We start from the raw sequence: 16439 nt of genomic DNA on the forward strand, positions 1-16439 counted from the left end.
TTATATTACGTCAGTCAATTCATCTGTGCTGAGTTTCAGCTCGCTGGATCGCGTTCGACAGCGCGCCGCGCGCTGGCCTTAATCAGGACAGCACACTACCATGCCCATTTCAGGACATGGCGCCAGAAGGGAACACCAGAATGGTAAAACGGCCGCAGCGCCCGACATCAAAACCGGGATCCACAGGGTCAGCCCGGTCCAGTAAAGCAAAATCACAGAATGAATCCAGTTCGACAGCAGGCAATGCAGCCCGGTCCGCCGCAACCGGCGCGGCTGCAACGCCGCCGCCAGGCACTAAAACACAACTGACGCCGAAGCCGGCCACCATTGATCTGAAGCCTGTTGATATCAAAAACACAGCACCCTTCGCCACCCCCGCAGTGAAGCTGGAGACCGGACCGGCCAAATCCGCTGAAACTGCCACGCCTGACCGTAATATGGCTGGCAAGGCTGCCGATACCGGCAAACCTTCCGGATTGAAAACCGAAGCGTCTGCCACCACAGGCAAGCCAGGCCCGTCCGCAGCTTCCTCCTCGACGGCAACTCCTTCTTCTTCGTCATCATCGTCGCCGTCATCCTCAGCTACCGGACCGAAGACGACGGGAAGACCCAAACCGTCAGCACCGGCGGCAAAGCCCGGCGCTCCCGCTGCGGGCGCCGCCCGGACGCGCAGCCAAAGAGGCGGCAGCAGTATTCTTGCCATGGTTCTGGCTGGCGGTATCGGCGGTATTCTGACGCTGCTGGGTGCCTATGCGCTGATCGGAAGTGGCATACTGGCCAACAGCGGGCTTTTGCCGGAGAATGACACCACCACCACCGACACACAGATTTCCGAACTTTCCAACAGCGTCAGCGGATTGTCGGAACAGTCTGCGGCCCTGTCCGACAGGATTGAGGCTCTGGCGAGCCAACCCGCCACCGTCGACACTTCCAACGCCCCCGACACTTCCAACGCCGCCGACACATCCGCTGCTCTTGCCGCTGAGATTGAGGCGCTTCAGGAGCAGGTCAACCAGGAACTGGCGTCGAACCAGAATGCGCTGGATGGTGTCGGGACAACGCTGGCAGATATGCAGGCAAGCATCGATGAACTGCAGCAGAGAATGTCGACAATCTCGGATGAGACCGCGGCGCAGAACCAGGCCGTGACGCAAGGGCTCACCAATCTGACCGAGCGGCAAAATGCGCTGGAAACTTCGGTGTCGAACGGCAATGCGGGTGAAGCCCCGGCATTGGCTACTCTGGAAACCCGCCTCTCTGCACTGTCGGATCAGATACAGGCCCAGGCCCAGACCGAGACCGAGACCCAGACACAGAGCAGTACTGTGCCGGATGCCATCCGTCAGCAGCTGGACGCTTTGACAGAAGCGGTCACCAAATTGCAGCTTCAGATGTCGATCACCGAAAATCTGGAAATTCTGTCGCAACAACAGCAATCCGATCTGGCAAGCCTGACGAGTAGCCTTGAAAGTGTTGCCGGCAAGACTGACAGGCTGGAAGCCTCTGCTGCCGCTCCGCAAGTGGAGGAGAGCGATGATGTCACCGACGGTACGCGTCTGGCCTATATGCAGGACGCCTTGAGCGCAGCTGTGACCAATGGCCTGCCATTTGCCGGCCTGCTGTCGCAAGCCCGCGACGTGCTGGCTGAAAATGGCAGCGAAGTGGAGCTTCCCGAAGATTTTGCCGAGGCTGCCCAATCCGGTCTGTCCCCTTTGCCGCAAATCGCCAGCGAAATTTCACAGGCCCGCACCACTTATGAAGCGACCCTTGCGCCGCAAGGCTCTGCAGCAGAAGCGGAACCTGCGGCCAATGAGGTTACGGCCAAAGGATTGTTGGAAGGCATGATGAAGGGCGCTCAAAGCCTGGTTACGGTCAGGACCATTGCAGAACAGCAAACCACTCCGGCGGATTTGCTGTCCGGCCAGTTGAGCCAAGCCGAACAAGCAGCCCGTGCCGGAAATCCTGGCCAGTTGAGCGCCATACTGGACACCATTTCTGCCAATCCGGCCGCGTCCGAAGAGTTGCAACAGGCAGTGGCAGGCTGGCAGGCGCAGGCCCGGCATCAACAGAGCGCCGCCGGTCTTCTGCAACAGCTTGATGCTGTTGAAAAATCGATCTGGGCCCGTAGCGGCAAGGGAGACCGTACATGATCCGCGTTTTTAGTATCCTGGCCGTCTTCCTGGTGTTTGCAGCCGGGTTTGCCTGGCTCGCCGATAATCCGGGAATGGTTCAGTTCACCTGGGCTGGCCGGGAAATCGAAACCAGCCTGATGGTTTTTGCAGTGGCATTTGTCGCTTTCATCATCATTCTCGGCATTGTCTGGTCGGTGCTGCGCACCATCTGGCGGTCGCCGCACATGCTGAAGGGTTATTTTTCGGCGCGGCGGCGGGACAAGGGTTACAACGCGCTGTCAAACGGACTTGTCGCCGTGGGAGAAGGTGATGCAAAACGCGCCCAGAAAGCTGCCCATGATGCCAATAAATTTCTCAAGGATGCGCCGCTTGCGCTGTTGCTGAAAGCGCAGGCCGCGCAACTTGCCGGCGAATATGAGACCGCCAGAAAAACCTTCCATTCCATGCTTGAGGGACCGGAAACAAAACTTCTGGGTCTGCGCGGATTGTTCATGGAGGCAGAGCGCACCAACGATCCTTCCGCCGCCCTGCAACTGGCCATCAGCGCCATGGATGAAGCGGCAAAACATCCGGCGCGACCGAATGACGGCGCCACGGTTGCCAGTTGGGCGGGACCGGCAGTGTTGCGCTATCAATCCGCCGCAGAAGATTGGGATGGCGCTTTGAAAACCATCTCGGCGAATAATTCCGCCGGGCTGATTGACCGCAAGGAAGTCAAACGCAGACGCGCGGTTGTTCTGGTCGCCAAAGCCCTTGCTCATGAGGACAGGGAACCCCAGGAAGCCAAGATTGCAGCCCTTGAGGCCCACAAGCTGGCACCTGAGCTGGTACCGGCTGCTGTTGTTGCCGGGCGCGTTCTCTCCCGTCTTGGTGAATTGCGCCGTGCCGTGAAAACCCTGGAGGGAACCTGGAAGCTGCATCCTCATCCGGATTTGGCTGAAACCTATGCACATGTGCGGCCCGGAGATTCGCCACGCGACCGGGTCAAGCGGATCAAGACCCTGACACGGCTGTCACCGGATCATCTGGAAAGCGCCATTGCCCTGGCGAAAGCCTCAATCGAGGCTCAGGACTGGGACGGCGCGCGCGCAGCCCTGCGGCCGCATCTGACCATGCCGACCCAACGTGCCTGTCTGTTGATGGCCGACATTGAAGAAGGCGAACACGGCGACAAAGGCCGGGTGCGTGAATGGCTTTCAAAAGCGGTGCATGCCGCCGCTGATCCGGTCTGGATCGCCGATGGAGTGATTTCCGACCACTGGGCACCGGTTTCGCCGGTTTCCGGCCAGTTGGATGCCTATGAATGGAAGGTGCCGCCCACGGCACTGGCCAAGCCGACTGTCATTATCAGCGAAAACGACGTGCTGCTGGCGCCACTGGAAATTGAACCGCCAAAACCTGAGCCAGCACCCGAACCGAAACCTGAACCGAAACCTGAGGCGAAACCTGAACCGGCAGCAAAACCAGAGGCCGTAAAAGCCGCAGCAGCGCCAGTCAAAGCATCTCAAGAAACCGGCAACAGCGAAAAAGGCCAACAGACATCCCCCGAAACATCCAGACAGTCTGAAGAAAATGCGGAAACCAATGCGGCAACGCTTGTCAATGACCAGCCTGCGGCAAGCCCTGCAGCGGCACAAAAAGAGCTACCCGTTGAAAAAGTAGCATCCGTTCCACAGGTCACGGCCAGCGGACCTGCCAGCAAAACGGAAAGCAAAACGGAAAGCAAAACTGGCAAGGCGGATGAAGCCAATGCAAAATCGGGTCCGAATTTCCTCTCCCCCGAAGCAATGCCGCCAGTGCCGGATGATCCGGGCCCTTCCGATGAGGAAGAGAACAACAAGCGGTTCAAATTGTTCTAGGGCCCGGTTGAGTTGACGCCGGCAGGGGCGCGAACCCGGTCAAATAATTCAATTTCACGATGAAACAATCTAGGGAAAGAAATGGCTGGAGAGGGAAAAACCGGCACTGTTCTTGAGAAACTGAAACTTCCTGCCGACACGCTGCTGGACCGGCTCGGGCGCTGGATCGCGGGACGTCTGCGCAGTGAATCGAGCGGCTATAAGCCATATGCGCCGTTCGATCCGGACACACTGGAATCCTGCCTGCGTCCGGGCGACATTCTTCTGGTCGAGGGCAATCAGAAAATCTCGGCTGCGATCAAATATCTGACTCAGTCGACCTGGTCACATGCCGCGCTGTATGTCGGCACTGCCATCGATGTGCGCGATGCGGATGGAGAACCTCACCGGCTGATTGAAGTGAATCTGGGGGAAGGTTGTGTCACCGCGAAACTCTCCAAATACCGGGATTTCAACACCCGGATCTGCCGTCCTGTCGGGCTCATCGATGCTGACCTGGACAAGGTTGTGGACTATATGGTGGCCCGCGTCGGCCTGAAATACGATCTGAAAAACATTCTTGACATGCTGCGCTATTTTTTTCCCACTCCACCTGTGCCAGTGCGCTGGCGCCGCCGTATGCTGGCGCTGGGGTCGGGCGACCCAACCCGTGCGATCTGCTCAACCCTGATTGCCCAGGCCTTTCAGGCGGTGAGATATCCAATCCTGCCGAGAGTGGAACTTGTGACCAACAAGGCTGTCACCAAGGATTGGCGCGGCCAGCACATGTATTATACCCGCCGTGAAATCCTTCACATTCGCCATCATTCGCTGTTTGCACCGCGTGATTTCGATCTCTCACCCTATTTTGCGATCATCAAGCCGACAATTCAAAAAGGCTTTGATTACAAGACCCTGCTGTGGGGAGACAGCAGTTCACACGCCTCTGAATGAAAAAGATTTACACGGACGAAACTTTGCCTATTAATTCGGTACTATCGCTGCAGGAACGCTGAAGCAGTTGATGAACCGGACCGGGTTGTCCGGTGACCCCGCGGCAACAATGGGAGCATTTCATGATTGACACAGTGACACGCCGTAAATTCCTCACAAGTGGTGCTGCCGTTGCGGCGACCACGACCGGCCTTGCAACGCCGGCCCTTGCGCAAAGCACCGGTCGGAGCTGGAAAATGGCCACAAGTTGGCCCAAAAATTCGCCCGGTGTGGGCGTCAATGCTCAGCGGCTGGCGGACAAAATCACAGCCATGTCCAATGGTGAGCTGACCGTCGAGGTGTTTGCCGCCGGGGAACTGGTGCCGCCATTTGAAGTGTTTGACGCAGTCTCGTCCGGCACGGCTCAACTTGGCCATGCAACACCTTATTACTGGCAGGGCAAGGATCCTGCGTTCCACTTTTTTACCGGCGTTCCATTCGGCCTGATGGCGCATGAACATGCCGCCTGGGTGCAGTTCGGCGACGGCCAGGCCCTGTGGGAAAAAGCCTATGAACCGTTTGGCGTGGTGCCGTTCTATGCCGGCTCCTCCGGGCCACAGGCCGGTGGCTGGTTTGCCAGGGAACTCAACTCGCTGGAGGATTTCAAAGGCATCAAAATGCGGATCGCCGGGCTGGGCGGCGAGGTAATGCGGCGCATCGGCGTCAACACCGTGCTGCTGCCACCGGGCGAGATTTTCCCCGCCATGCAGTCCGGAGCCATAGACGCGGCGGAATGGATCGGTCCGTGGAATGATCTGGCCTTCGGTCTCTACAAGGTGGCAAAATATTATTACATGCCGGCATTTCACGAGCTTGGGCCAGCATTGGAGTTGCTGGTGAACCGTCAGCAATATGTTGATCTGCCAGAGCATCTGCAGGCAATTGTGCGCAACGCGGCGATGGCCAGTTCCTACGAATCACTGGCGGATTTCACCTTCCACAACATCACCTCCTACAAGCCATTGCTGGAAAAGGAAGGCGTCGAAGTTCGCTTCCTGCCGGATGATGTCGTGGATGCGCTGGGCGTTGAAGCGGAAGTGGTGTTGCGGGAACTGGGCGAAAACAGCCCGCTGGCAGGCGATATCTACAAATCCTTCACTGCATTTCGCAGCGAGGCCAACACTTATGCAGCGGTTTCCGATCAGCGCGCCATGGCGATGCGTGCCCAGGTTCTGAAATAATCATGGCCCGGCAGCTGACGCCGTTCCATCTTGCCTTCCCGGTCACCGATCTTGCTGCGGCCGCCAGGTTTTTTGAAACCGTGCTGGGCTGCAGGCGCGGCCGGTCGGCGGCAAGCTGGATAGATTTTGATCTCTTCGGCCATCAATTATCGCTGCATCAGGGCCGTTCGATGATGGCCGAAGGCGGCACCGGAGCGGTTGACAACAAGGCTGTGCCAATGCCGCATTTTGGCGTCGTTCTGGCCTGGGATGACTGGAACAACCTGGTTGATCGCCTGCGCAGCGCCGATGTGGCGTTTCGGATAGAGCCGCAAATGCGGTTTGCCGGCGAGCCGGGCGAACAGGGCACATTCTTCATAGATGCACCGGGCGATGTGGCGCTGGAATTCAAAACCTTCCGGGATTTTGAGCTTGTGTTTGCGAGTTAGAGCAGCGGACCGGATTTCCGTAATGGCGGAAGGCCGGAGATTTCTCTGATTCTGGGTCCCCGGGACAAGCCCGAGGACGACGAGGGGAGTGTTGGGAGGTCTGGAATTCCGCGAAATCCTCCAAACCCGTCGTCCCAGGGCTTGTCCCGGGGACCCAGTATCTTGCAATTAAAAAGATCGCCAAACCGTCATGCTGACGCGCGCAGCTTCATCCAGCCAATATGGCGCGTCCTTCTGCAGGCCGTGGCGGGCGAGCAGATGTTCCGGCGTGGTGCCCTCGAGACCGGAAAACAGTTTCCTGCCACCCGGCACCACAGTGCCTTCGGCACGCGCCAGATGAAAGCTCGAATAGCCCAGCGCTAAAAACAGATCGAACACCTCGCGGCCGCCTGGAATGGCAATGGCGCCGCCTTCCGGGGCCGCCTGTGCCAGAGCAGTGGACCAGTCACATCCTGCCGGGTTCCACCACCAGCCATCGGCGCGGCGCTCCAGCCCATCAACCGAGCGTGACAGAATCAGACGGCGGCGATTTTTGTGGTTCGGATTGGCCTCATGGCCCTTGCGTCCAACGACGGTCAACGTGGCGGCATCGAGCGCTGCCTGAAAATAGGCCCAGTCGGCTTCATTTTTCAGGGCATCGGGCATGTTGCCGGCGGCGTCGGCAATGCAGTGATCGTCGGACACAATCGCATAGCCGTCAATACTGTACGTCCGTGTCATCCGCCAGCTTTCCGCCCGGTCTGCCAGGTTTCCAGAGCCATGCGCATGCCGGTGCGGTAATCCGGCACGGCATAGTCCATCCCCAACTGCGTTTTCGATCTGGCATTGGAAACCCGCTTGTTCTCGCCGTAAAACGACCGTCCCATTGGTGACAGATCCGCGTCTTCAAAAGCGATCAGTGGCGGCACCTCCATTTCCAGCAGACCGGCGGCAAAGGCCACCACATCCTGCGGCGGGGCCGGTTCATTGTCGGTGATGTTGAAAATACCGCCCTTGTTTTGTTCGACCGCAAGGCGCAGTGCGGTGGCGATATCATTGACATGAATGCGGTTGAAAACCTGTCCGGGCTTGTTGATCCGCCGCCCGTCGCCACGTGCAACTTTTTCCAGCGGATTACGCCCCGGCCCGTAAATCCCCGACAGGCGGAAAATGCCAAGAGTGAGGCCGGCTTCATCAGTCAGGTTTTTCCAGGCCGTCTCGGCAAGGACGCGGGCCCGCGAGCGTTTTGAGACAGGCCGGCAATCGGTCACTTCATCGACCCAGGCACCGTCATGATCGCCATAGACGCCCACCGTGGACAGATAGCCAATCCAGGGCTTTTTCGGCAAGGCGCGTAAGTCGGCGGCAAAATCGGCCAGCACCGCATCACCTCCCGAGGAGCTTTGCGCATCGCACTGGGTTGCATCCGGCGCAATCGACACCAGGATTGCATCGGCAGCCCTCATTGCGGCGGCAACATCGCTGCTGTGGCCGCCCTGATAAATCAACGGCGTCACTCCGGCTCTGGCCAGTTCAACCGCCTTGTCCGGGCTTCTGGTGGTTCCGGTTATCTGCCAGCCTTGTTCGCGCATGTGCGAAGCGAACAGACCTGCGGAATAGCCAACGCCAAAAATGAACAGGTTTTTCATCACTGTGTCTCCAGCGGAATTGAGTAAAGAATGAAATCTGATCTGGCAGCAAAACTGTCATACAGGCGGCGGGCATCATAGTTGAATTCCTGGGTCAGCCAGCGCAGGTTGGAAATCCCGTTGGTCCGGGCAAATCCGATGACATGGTCGATCAGGGCACGACCGGCACCGCTGCCCCGCACATCCGGCCGGACAAACAGATCACTCATATAACAGACCTTGCTACCGCTCAAAGAGCGGTGCATCAATTGATACTGGGCAAAACCGAGCAGCGTTCCATCCTGAGCCTCAGCGACATCACACCAGAACGCTTCGGCCGGATCAAAAATCCAGTCCCAGACCGCGTCATGAACCCCCGAAAGCACTTCGGTCTTGTAGAACGCGGCATAGGCGTCAAACAGACTTTGCCAGCTATCCCTGTCGGCTTCAGCTACGGATCGGATCGTCAGGTTCATGTCAATTCCACAATTATCGGCAGTATCTTGGGTTCATACGTGAACGCGCGGCCGGAGTGAAGTGGAGAGCGGTGTTGCCAACGAACGTTGAAGCGGCCTCAATTTTCCGCAGCCGTCTTGCGCATTTCCACCTGATCTTCGGGGAATGGCCCGCCAATCAGGTAATCGAACGACATCACTGTATCGGCCACAAGATCGGCTTCACAGCGGAACTTCAAATTGAACCAGCGTCCCTCGCTCCTGAAGGCGGCACCGTTGGCGACAATGACATTGTCTCCCGCCACGGTTGCATCCACTGCCGAGGAGATCACCAGGTCCGGTTTGAGTTCGGGTCGTGCCTTGACAATTTCCGCCATGGCCGCGCTATGGCAAAGCTGTTCGCGCTGCCGGTCCCCTGCCAGCACCATCTTGTCTTTCGGCAAAACACGCCTGCGCGGAATCGCTACCTGCTTGCCGGATGGCAATTTGGGACCAATTCGCTGCGCGGTCTGATCGGGCCGGTCTTGTGATGAGCCTGGTGGTTTCGGCGCTTTTGATACATCTGGTATTTTTGGCAGTTCTGGCGCTGCCGCCGGGTTTGGTGGCTGTTGTTCCGTTGTCGCCCTTGGCGGCTGTTGTGTCGGCTCGGGACGCGGCTCCAGAGCAGTAACATCCAGTTCCGGCGCGGGATCGACGGCCTGTTGTTTGCGCTCGCGTGCGGCATCAATTTCGGATTGAAGCTGGTCCGGCGTCACGACCGCTACCGACATAACATCCTCTTCCGTCACCTCCTGCTGGGCAAGGGCTGGCAGGGACAGCACCCCGCCGACAATGAGGCCGTGGATGAGCAGCGATGCCAGCAGACACCAAAGTTGCGGTCCGAATTTGGAAAGGCCTCGAAAACTCATTACCGAATCCGGCTGTTGGACTGCAATACTGTCGGCATTTGCCTCGTTCTATCCGCTTACGGTATGGCCGATTTATGGTCCATTGCAACCGGATTTCAGCGGCCGGTTCTGCGTCTGCTTGCGCATTTTGCCGGCCAGATATGCCAGCCGAATATGCCATGATATGCAAGTCCTGTCGCGGCCGGCGCGATAAACGCCTGACGTGGGAAACAGCGGATCGGGTTCAAAGGTGGAGATATTGACAATGGCGCCACCCCGCTGTGCCACCATGATCGGCGCGACAATACGGGTCGCAGGCACACCATTCAAACAATCTAGTGGGCTGCTTCCCAATTGTCGGCAGCGCGCGCATCGACCTGCAGCGGCACGGACAGATCAATCAGCGGCAGACAGGCATTTTCCATGGTCTTGCACACCACCGCTTTGGTGGCCTCAACCTCGGGTTCGGGTACTTCAAAAATCAGCTCGTCATGCACTTGCAGCAGCATTTGTGCTGACAGGGTAGTTTGCTCCAATGCCGCTTCCATGCGCACCATGGCGCGGCGGATAATATCGGCAGCCGAGCCCTGAATCGGCGCATTGATGGCGGCGCGCTCCATAAAGGCGCGCATATTGGGGTTTTTGCTGTTGATTTCCGGATAATGCGCCCGGCGTCCAAAGATCGTTTCTACATAGCCATGAGTGCGGGCAAAGGCTTTGGTTGCTTCCATATAATCGCGAATGCCGGGAAAACGCTCAAAATAAGTGTCGATATAGGTTTTGGCATCAGTGCGGGAAATGCCAAGCTGATTGGCCAGTCCAAAGGCGGAGATGCCGTAGATGATGCCGAAATTTATCGCCTTCGCCTGACGTCGTACCATCGGGTCCATGCCCTCGATCGGCACATTGAACATTTCACTTGCCGTCATGGCGTGAATATCAAGCCCGTCGGCGAAGGCCTGTTTGAGTTGCGGAATATCGGCCATATGAGCCAGCACCCGCAACTCAATCTGGCTGTAATCGGCTGACAGCAGCTTGTTGCCTGGTTCGGCGACAAACGCCTTGCGGATCTTGCGGCCTGCTTCGGTGCGCACCGGGATGTTCTGCAAATTGGGGTCGGAGGATGACAGGCGTCCGGTCGTTGTCGAGGCCAGCGAGTAGGATGTGTGCACCCGTTTGGTGTCGGGATTGATAAAACCGGGCAGGGCATCCGAATAGGTCGATTTCAGCTTGGAAAGTTGACGCCAGTCGACGATCTTGCGCGGCAGGTCGTGACCTTCAGCCGCCAGATCTTCCAGCACCGAGGCCGACGTCGACCAGGCACCCGTCTTGGTCTTCTTGCCGCCCGGCAGGCCCATTTTGCCAAACAGGATATCGCCCAGTTGTTTGGGTGATCCGATGTTGAATTGCTCACCGGCCAGCGTGGTAATCTCAGCTTCAAGACCGGCCATGCCCTGTGCAAACTCGCCTGACAGCCGAGACAGCATCTGCCGGTCAACGGAAATACCGCGGCTTTCCATGCGCATCAAAACCGGCACCATCGGGCGCTCCAGCGTTTCATAGAGGCGTGTCATGCGGTCGGCTGCCAGACGTGGTTTCAACACCTGCCACAGCCGCAACGTCACATCGGCATCTTCGGCAGCATAGGCGGTTGCCGCTTCGATCGGCACCTGATCGAATGTAATCTTGTTTTTGCCGGACCCGGCCACCTGTTTGAACGGAATCGGCGTATGATCCAGCCAGCGTTGTGACAATTCGTCCATTCCGTGCCCGCCGCGCCCGGTATCAAGCGCATAGGACAGCAGCATCGTGTCATCGAAACCAATGACTTCAATGTCATAACGCGACAGCAGCAGGGCGTCATATTTCAGATTCTGTGCTATTTTCAGCACTGCCGGATCCTGCAGCAGCGGCTTGATCACCGTCAGGGCGTCGCGCAGGGACAATTGTCCCTCAACCATGCCACCACCCAGCAGATCATCGACACCGCTCCTGTGTTGCAGCGGCACATAGGCAGCTTTGCCCGGTGCCAGCGCCAGCGACACGCCAACCAGATCGGCCTGCATCGCATCCAGAGACGTCGCCTCGGTGTCAAAACTGACAAAGCCCTGCTTGCGCGCCGCATCGCACCAGGCCGTCAACGTCTCCAGATCAGTGATGCATTCGTAGCTGGCATGGTCGATGCTCTGGCCGAACGCAGCTGCTGTCACCGCCTCGGCCAGTGCCTGGGGAGAGTGTGCCGCGCCGCTCTCGTCCGACGCGTTGGCCTGTTGGGCGTTGCCCTCCCAGTGATCCACAGAGACACTTGTCGCATCAACAGCTTCGGCCTCGGTCTGGGTGGCTTCGGCGACGCGCCTGGTCAGGGTGGTGAATTCCATGCCCTTCAGGAAGGCGACCAGTTTGGGCCCGTCGAGCCCTTCGACTGCCAGCTCATCGAGTTGGGAATCCAGCGGTACCTTCTGGTCCAGTTCGACGAGGCGTCTGGACAGTCTCGCCTGATCGGCGAATTCGATGAGATTTTCCCGCCGTTTATTCTGTTTGATTTCGGCAGCCCGCGACAGCAGCGTCTCCAGATCGCCGAATTCCTGCAGCAATTGCGCCGCAGTCTTGGCACCGATGCCGGGCACGCCGGGCACATTGTCCGTGCTGTCACCGGCCAGCGCCTGAAGATCGATCATCTTGTCCGGCCCGACGCCGAATTTCTCAACCACATCTGCGCTGCGAATGATCTTGTCTTTCATCTGATCGAACATGATGATCCGCTCAGTGACAAGCTGCATCAAATCCTTGTCAGAGGAGACAATGGTGACGTGGGCACCGGCTTCTTCGGCCAGGCGTGCATAGGTCGCGATCAGGTCATCGGCTTCAAAACCGTCTTTTTCGATACAAGCCACATTGAAGGCACGCGTGGCTTCGCGGATGATGGCAAATTGCGGCCTCAGATCGTCCGGCGGCTCGCTTCGATTGGCCTTGTATTCACCGTAAATTTCATTGCGGAAAGTCTTGCTGCTGGCATCAAAAATCACCGCAAAATGTGTGGGTTTTTCGCCAAGCGAAGTGTCTTCCGCCACCGCCAGCAATTTCCACAACATGTTGCAGAAGCCCGCCACCGCCCCGACCGGCAGTCCATCGGATTTGCGCGTCAGCGGCGGCAGCGCGTGATAGGCCCGGAAAATATAGGCCGAGCCGTCCACAAGCATGAGATGATCGCCGGATTTTACGGCGGCGGGGTGAGAATCTTTTGGTTTTGACATCGCTGGACTATGCCACCGCCGCAGACCATAAAAAAGCGGAAATCAACGAACTGATGAACTTCGCTTGCAAACCAGTCGGTACAATCTGAAAGCCGCCAGGGAAGCTGCAGACCAGCTTCCCTGGCGGTGCCCGTCAATCCCTATTCGCCAGCTTCCAGGACGACATTGCGTTGTTTCTGCGATTTAGGCTCATCAAGGTAGGCCCAAGCAGGCCGTTCAAACAGGAACTTGCCGATATTCAGGCGTTTCATCACGAGGTAGAATATGGCAGGCCCGGTCACTCCGGCAATGGTCACCAGAACAGAGATTGTTCCCAGATCGGTAATAATTCCTGTTTTCAGCAGCACGATGCGCGAAATTGCCATTGGCAGGAAGAATGCCAGATAGATGACGATGGAGTGGGCCCCGAACCATGTGATGATGGTGGAATGTCTGCTCTGGACCCAGAGCGACGCCACGCAGATAAGGGCAACCGCGCCGGCAAAGCCGAGCGGCAGGGAAAACCACGGAGTTGCGGCCCATCCCAGCCATACCAGAACACCGTTGGTCGCCGCCCAGGCCAGCATGTAAGCTGCTGTTTGACGCCAGTCGAGGCGGACCCACTCGGCAATGCGGAAGATCAGTGGCGCAAGGGCGTAGCCGGCGAAAAAGAACACGAATCGGGACGCGAACTCATCGATCAGCAACCACCCGGTTTCAAGCCCGGACAGATGCAGCAGAGCTGCAACCAGACCGGTTATCCAGACCGGGATATGCCAGTCGCGCGCCAGTTTGGTAATAACGAAGAAAATCGGCAGGATATAGATGAACCAGAGTGTGCCGAAGGGTTCGATATAGCTCAGAAGATAAAGCTGTGCCGTGCCGGTAAGTCCATATTCTCCGACGAATCCGGGGGCTTTGAAGACGAACTGAATGGTGACCCAGAGCGCATAGAAGTAGAAGAAATGGACGACTTTCCGGTCGACATATTTCCGCCAGGGCCGGTCAATGACCAGAGCCAGGAACAGGCCGGATATAAGAAAGAAGTCCGGCATGCGAAACGGTGCGGCAAAGCTCACCAGCAGGTTCATCCAGCTGAGCTCGCCCGCGGCTTTTTCAACGCCCAGCGTTGAATGCATCATGACTACGAATATAATGCAGATGCCTTTGGCGGCATCTACCCAGTCTACACGATCCTGTGTCATGGTCACCTTCCTTTGAATGTTTAACAAGGTCTTAACATTTGTCGGCTAGAGCATGGGTTAACCGGAGGCCGGATTTCAGGGTTATTTCAAGATACAGTTAATGCGGCAACTCCGGTTGCCCGTCCCGGCAGGTACACGACAAAAGGCGGACCAGGTCTCGCAAAGCCCCGAAAACAAAGATGCAGATGCTTAACCGCCCCTTAAATCGCCGCATTTAAACTCCATTGCCGCCACAGCAGTTTTCTCAAGTATCGGATAGCGCAGGACACCCCATGAGTGGTCCCAGACAACAAGACCGGAAAGAACCGGTATTCGGCCGGCCGGCGCCGCAAGGTTCCCGGCCTCAGCCAAAGCGCAAGGCGCGTCCTGACCCTGGCATAAATGCCGGCGGCAATCGCGGCGACGGCGGCGGCATGAAGCCGCAGCCGCCGCGACGCAACCGCAAGGAGAAGGCGAAACCTGCAGGACGCCGCAAGAAGCGCGGTCTGCTGGGCTTCTTCGTCTATTGGAGTTTCATTCTGATGCTCTGGGGCGCAATCGGTCTTGGCGGATTGCTGATCTATTTTTCCACGGAACTGCCTGATTTTTCGAAGCTGGAAATACCGGTGCGCTCGCCGAATGTGCAATTGGTGGCGCGTGATGGCGATCTGATTGCCAATCGCGGCGAAACCGGCGGTGAATCGGTTCGTTTCGAGCAATTGCCGCCCTATCTGCCGCAGGCCGTGATGGCCATCGAGGATCGCCGCTTTTTCGACCATGCCGGTATTGATATTCCCGGTGTGGCCAGGGCGATGGTGGCCAATATACGTGCAGGACGCGTTGTTCAGGGCGGCTCGTCGATCACCCAGCAGCTGGCAAAAAATCTTTATCTCGGTCCGGAGCGCGATTGGCGCCGTAAGCTCAAGGAAGTACCGATTGCGTTTTGGCTGGAATATAATTTTTCCAAAGAACAAATCATGGAAATGTACCTCAACCGGGTTTATCTAGGCGGCGGTGCAACCGGTGTCGATGCTGCGGCGCGGACCTACTTCCAGAAATCCGCGCGCTATCTGAACCTGGCCGAATCCGCGATGCTTGCCGGATTGTTGAAAGCACCCTCCCGCCTGTCGCCGGACAAGAACGCAGAAGCTGCGCAGGAGCGTGCGCAACTGGTACTTGAAGCCATGGAGGACGAAGGTTACATTACCCGTGCAGAACTCGACTATGCAGTCGCCAATCCTGCTTTGGCCAGAAGCCGCCATTTGGCCGGTGCCGAAAATTATGTGGCCGACTGGCTGTTTGAGCGGGTGAAGGGCTTTCTCGGCACAATTGACCAAGATGTTTTAGTCGAAACCACGATAGATATTCGACTGCAGAATCTTGCTGAGGCCGCTCTCAGAGAAGGCCTGAACCGGGACGGCGAGACCTACGGCGTCACCCAGGGAGCGGTTGTATCGATTGATCCGACCGGCGCAGTGCGTGCTCTGGTCGGCGGGCGCGACTACGGCGCCAGCCAGTTCAACCGCGCCACCGATGCACTCCGTCAGCCCGGCTCGTCATTCAAGCCATTTGTCTATCTGGCCGCCATGGAACTGGGATTGACACCTGAAACGATACGGATCGATGGTCCTGTTGAAATCAACGGCTGGTCGCCCCGTAATTACAGCCGGGAATTTCGCGGGCCTGTAACGCTGGAAGAGGCGCTCACCAAATCGTTGAACACGGTTGCAGCCCGATTGGGTGAAGAAGTCGGAATAGATGCGGTGGCCGAGGTTGCCAACCGGCTTGGCGTCAACAGCGAATTGCAACGCATTCCCAGCCTGGCGCTTGGCACCAGCGAAACCACGCCATTGGAAATGACCTCGGCCTATGTGCCGTTTGCCAATGGCGGCTACAGTGTCATCGAACATGCTATCACACGGATTACGACACCTGATGGCGAGGTTCTGTATGAGCGCCAGCCCAGCGGCAATCTACAGGTTATCTCGCCCTACATTCTTGGCCTGATGAACAGCATGTTGGAACGCACAGTGCTATCAGGGACAGCTACCAAGGCACAGCTAGAGGATGGCCGGCCGGCCGGTGGCAAGACCGGAACCAGCCAGGACTTTCGCGACGCCTGGTTCATTGGGTTTACTGCAAATCTTGTGACCGGCGTGTGGCTTGGCAATGACGATAACAGCTCGACCAAACGGGCCACCGGCGGCAATTTACCGGCGATGATCTGGCGTGATTTCATGCAACCGGCCCATGAGGGAATCCCGGTTGCCAATCTGATCGGGGTTGCTGAATCCAGAGAGCTGCTGGCCCAGGCTCAAGCAGACGCCCAGGCTCAGGCCCAAGCTCAGGCCCAGGCCGAGACGCAAGCTGCCGAATTGCAGCCATTTGCCCGATCTGCCAATGAGGTTGATGCAAGACCGGTGCGTCGCCGCCGCCAGGAGCGCAGTTTTCTGCGCCGCCTGTTCGGCGGTTGAGAGATTTCAAGCCGGTTTGCGCCGGCT

At 57.8% G+C, this 16439-nt stretch carries 13 protein-coding genes and 1 pseudogene; 6 read left to right on the forward strand and 8 right to left on the reverse strand.

Annotated elements, in window-relative coordinates; genetic code table 11:
• Positions 1-109 precede the first annotated feature (109 nt).
• Positions 110-703, reverse strand: coding sequence for a hypothetical protein (locus tag RAL88_RS13480; protein ID WP_306264155.1), 594 nt, complete (start codon positions 701-703; stop codon positions 110-112).
• Here RAL88_RS13480 and RAL88_RS13485 point away from each other — a divergent pair.
• The 5 genes from RAL88_RS13485 (at position 702) to RAL88_RS13505 (ending at position 6572) form a co-directional block, all read left to right on the forward strand.
• Positions 702-2150, forward strand: coding sequence for a hypothetical protein (locus tag RAL88_RS13485; RefSeq protein WP_306264157.1), 1449 nt, complete (start codon positions 702-704; stop codon positions 2148-2150). The genes RAL88_RS13480 and RAL88_RS13485 overlap by 2 nt on opposite strands.
• Positions 2147-3991, forward strand: a complete 1845-nt coding sequence (locus RAL88_RS13490; protein ID WP_306264159.1) for a heme biosynthesis protein HemY — start codon at positions 2147-2149, stop codon at positions 3989-3991. Before RAL88_RS13485 ends, RAL88_RS13490 begins: the two co-directional genes overlap by 4 nt.
• A 120-nt stretch (positions 3992-4111) precedes the next feature.
• Positions 4112-4924, forward strand: coding sequence for a lipo-like protein (locus RAL88_RS13495; RefSeq protein WP_371932182.1), 813 nt, complete (start codon positions 4112-4114; stop codon positions 4922-4924).
• A gap of 122 nt (positions 4925-5046) precedes the next feature.
• Positions 5047-6144: a TRAP transporter substrate-binding protein gene (locus RAL88_RS13500; RefSeq protein ID WP_306264162.1), complete on the forward strand. Its 1098-nt coding sequence runs from the start codon at positions 5047-5049 to the stop codon at positions 6142-6144.
• Between the two features lie 2 nt (positions 6145-6146).
• The gene (locus tag RAL88_RS13505; RefSeq protein ID WP_306264164.1) at positions 6147-6572 is read left to right on the forward strand and encodes a VOC family protein; all 426 of its coding nucleotides are present in this window, start codon (positions 6147-6149) and stop codon (positions 6570-6572) included.
• A 168-nt stretch (positions 6573-6740) separates the two neighbouring features.
• Here RAL88_RS13505 and RAL88_RS13510 read toward each other — a convergent pair whose 3' ends face one another.
• The 7 genes and pseudogenes from RAL88_RS13510 to RAL88_RS13540 form a co-directional block, all read right to left on the reverse strand.
• The gene (locus tag RAL88_RS13510; RefSeq protein ID WP_306264165.1) at positions 6741-7292 is read right to left on the reverse strand and encodes a hypothetical protein; all 552 of its coding nucleotides are present in this window, start codon (positions 7290-7292) and stop codon (positions 6741-6743) included.
• On the reverse strand, positions 7289-8200 hold the full coding sequence (locus RAL88_RS13515) for an SDR family oxidoreductase (RefSeq protein ID WP_306264167.1): 912 nt from the start codon (positions 8198-8200) through the stop codon (positions 7289-7291). Before RAL88_RS13515 ends, RAL88_RS13510 begins: the two co-directional genes overlap by 4 nt.
• Entirely contained in the window at positions 8200-8655 is a 456-nt protein-coding gene (locus RAL88_RS13520) for a GNAT family N-acetyltransferase (RefSeq protein WP_306264169.1), read from the reverse strand. Before RAL88_RS13520 ends, RAL88_RS13515 begins: the two co-directional genes overlap by 1 nt.
• A 98-nt stretch (positions 8656-8753) precedes the next feature.
• Positions 8754-9542 (reverse strand): DUF930 domain-containing protein, encoded by a 789-nt coding sequence (locus RAL88_RS13525; RefSeq protein ID WP_306264171.1) that lies wholly within the window; start codon positions 9540-9542, stop codon positions 8754-8756.
• 180 nt (positions 9543-9722) lie between these two features.
• Positions 9723-9851 (reverse strand): annotated as a pseudogene (locus RAL88_RS13530) (3-oxoacyl-ACP reductase); the annotation flags it as partial.
• A gap of 5 nt (positions 9852-9856) precedes the next feature.
• Positions 9857-12775 carry a DNA polymerase I gene (gene polA / locus RAL88_RS13535; protein WP_306264173.1) on the reverse strand — a complete coding sequence of 973 codons (2919 nt, stop codon included), beginning with the start codon at positions 12773-12775 and terminating at the stop codon, positions 9857-9859.
• Positions 12776-12915: 140 nt separating this feature from the next.
• Positions 12916-13959, reverse strand: coding sequence for an acyltransferase family protein (locus RAL88_RS13540; protein ID WP_306264175.1), 1044 nt, complete (start codon positions 13957-13959; stop codon positions 12916-12918).
• 272 nt (positions 13960-14231) lie between these two features.
• Between RAL88_RS13540 and RAL88_RS13545 the strand changes: the two genes are divergently transcribed.
• Positions 14232-16412, forward strand: a complete 2181-nt coding sequence (locus RAL88_RS13545; protein ID WP_306264177.1) for a transglycosylase domain-containing protein — start codon at positions 14232-14234, stop codon at positions 16410-16412.
• Positions 16413-16439: the final 27 nt, after the last annotated feature.

Origin of the sequence: Pararhizobium sp. IMCC3301 (assembly GCF_030758315.1) — a bacterium.
Taxonomy (GTDB): Bacteria; Pseudomonadota; Alphaproteobacteria; order Rhizobiales.

Excerpts from the sequence above, each read along its gene's own strand:
- RAL88_RS13510 (WP_306264165.1), bottom strand. The coding sequence starts at position 7,292 with ATGACACGGACGTACAGTATTGACGGCTATGCGATTGTGTCCGACGAT.
- polA (WP_306264173.1), bottom strand. The coding sequence starts at position 12,775 with ATGTCAAAACCAAAAGATTCTCACCCCGCCGCCGTAAAATCCGGCGAT.
- RAL88_RS13545 (WP_306264177.1), top strand. The coding sequence starts at position 14,232 with ATGAGTGGTCCCAGACAACAAGACCGGAAAGAACCGGTATTCGGCCGG.
- RAL88_RS13505 (WP_306264164.1), top strand. The coding sequence starts at position 6,147 with ATGGCCCGGCAGCTGACGCCGTTCCATCTTGCCTTCCCGGTCACCGAT.
- RAL88_RS13540 (WP_306264175.1), bottom strand. The coding sequence starts at position 13,959 with ATGACACAGGATCGTGTAGACTGGGTAGATGCCGCCAAAGGCATCTGC.
- RAL88_RS13520 (WP_306264169.1), bottom strand. The coding sequence starts at position 8,655 with ATGAACCTGACGATCCGATCCGTAGCTGAAGCCGACAGGGATAGCTGG.
- RAL88_RS13490 (WP_306264159.1), top strand. The coding sequence starts at position 2,147 with ATGATCCGCGTTTTTAGTATCCTGGCCGTCTTCCTGGTGTTTGCAGCC.
- RAL88_RS13485 (WP_306264157.1), top strand. The coding sequence starts at position 702 with ATGGTTCTGGCTGGCGGTATCGGCGGTATTCTGACGCTGCTGGGTGCC.
- RAL88_RS13515 (WP_306264167.1), bottom strand. The coding sequence starts at position 8,200 with ATGAAAAACCTGTTCATTTTTGGCGTTGGCTATTCCGCAGGTCTGTTC.
- RAL88_RS13500 (WP_306264162.1), top strand. The coding sequence starts at position 5,047 with ATGATTGACACAGTGACACGCCGTAAATTCCTCACAAGTGGTGCTGCC.
- RAL88_RS13525 (WP_306264171.1), bottom strand. The coding sequence starts at position 9,542 with ATGAGTTTTCGAGGCCTTTCCAAATTCGGACCGCAACTTTGGTGTCTG.
- RAL88_RS13480 (WP_306264155.1), bottom strand. The coding sequence starts at position 703 with ATGGCAAGAATACTGCTGCCGCCTCTTTGGCTGCGCGTCCGGGCGGCG.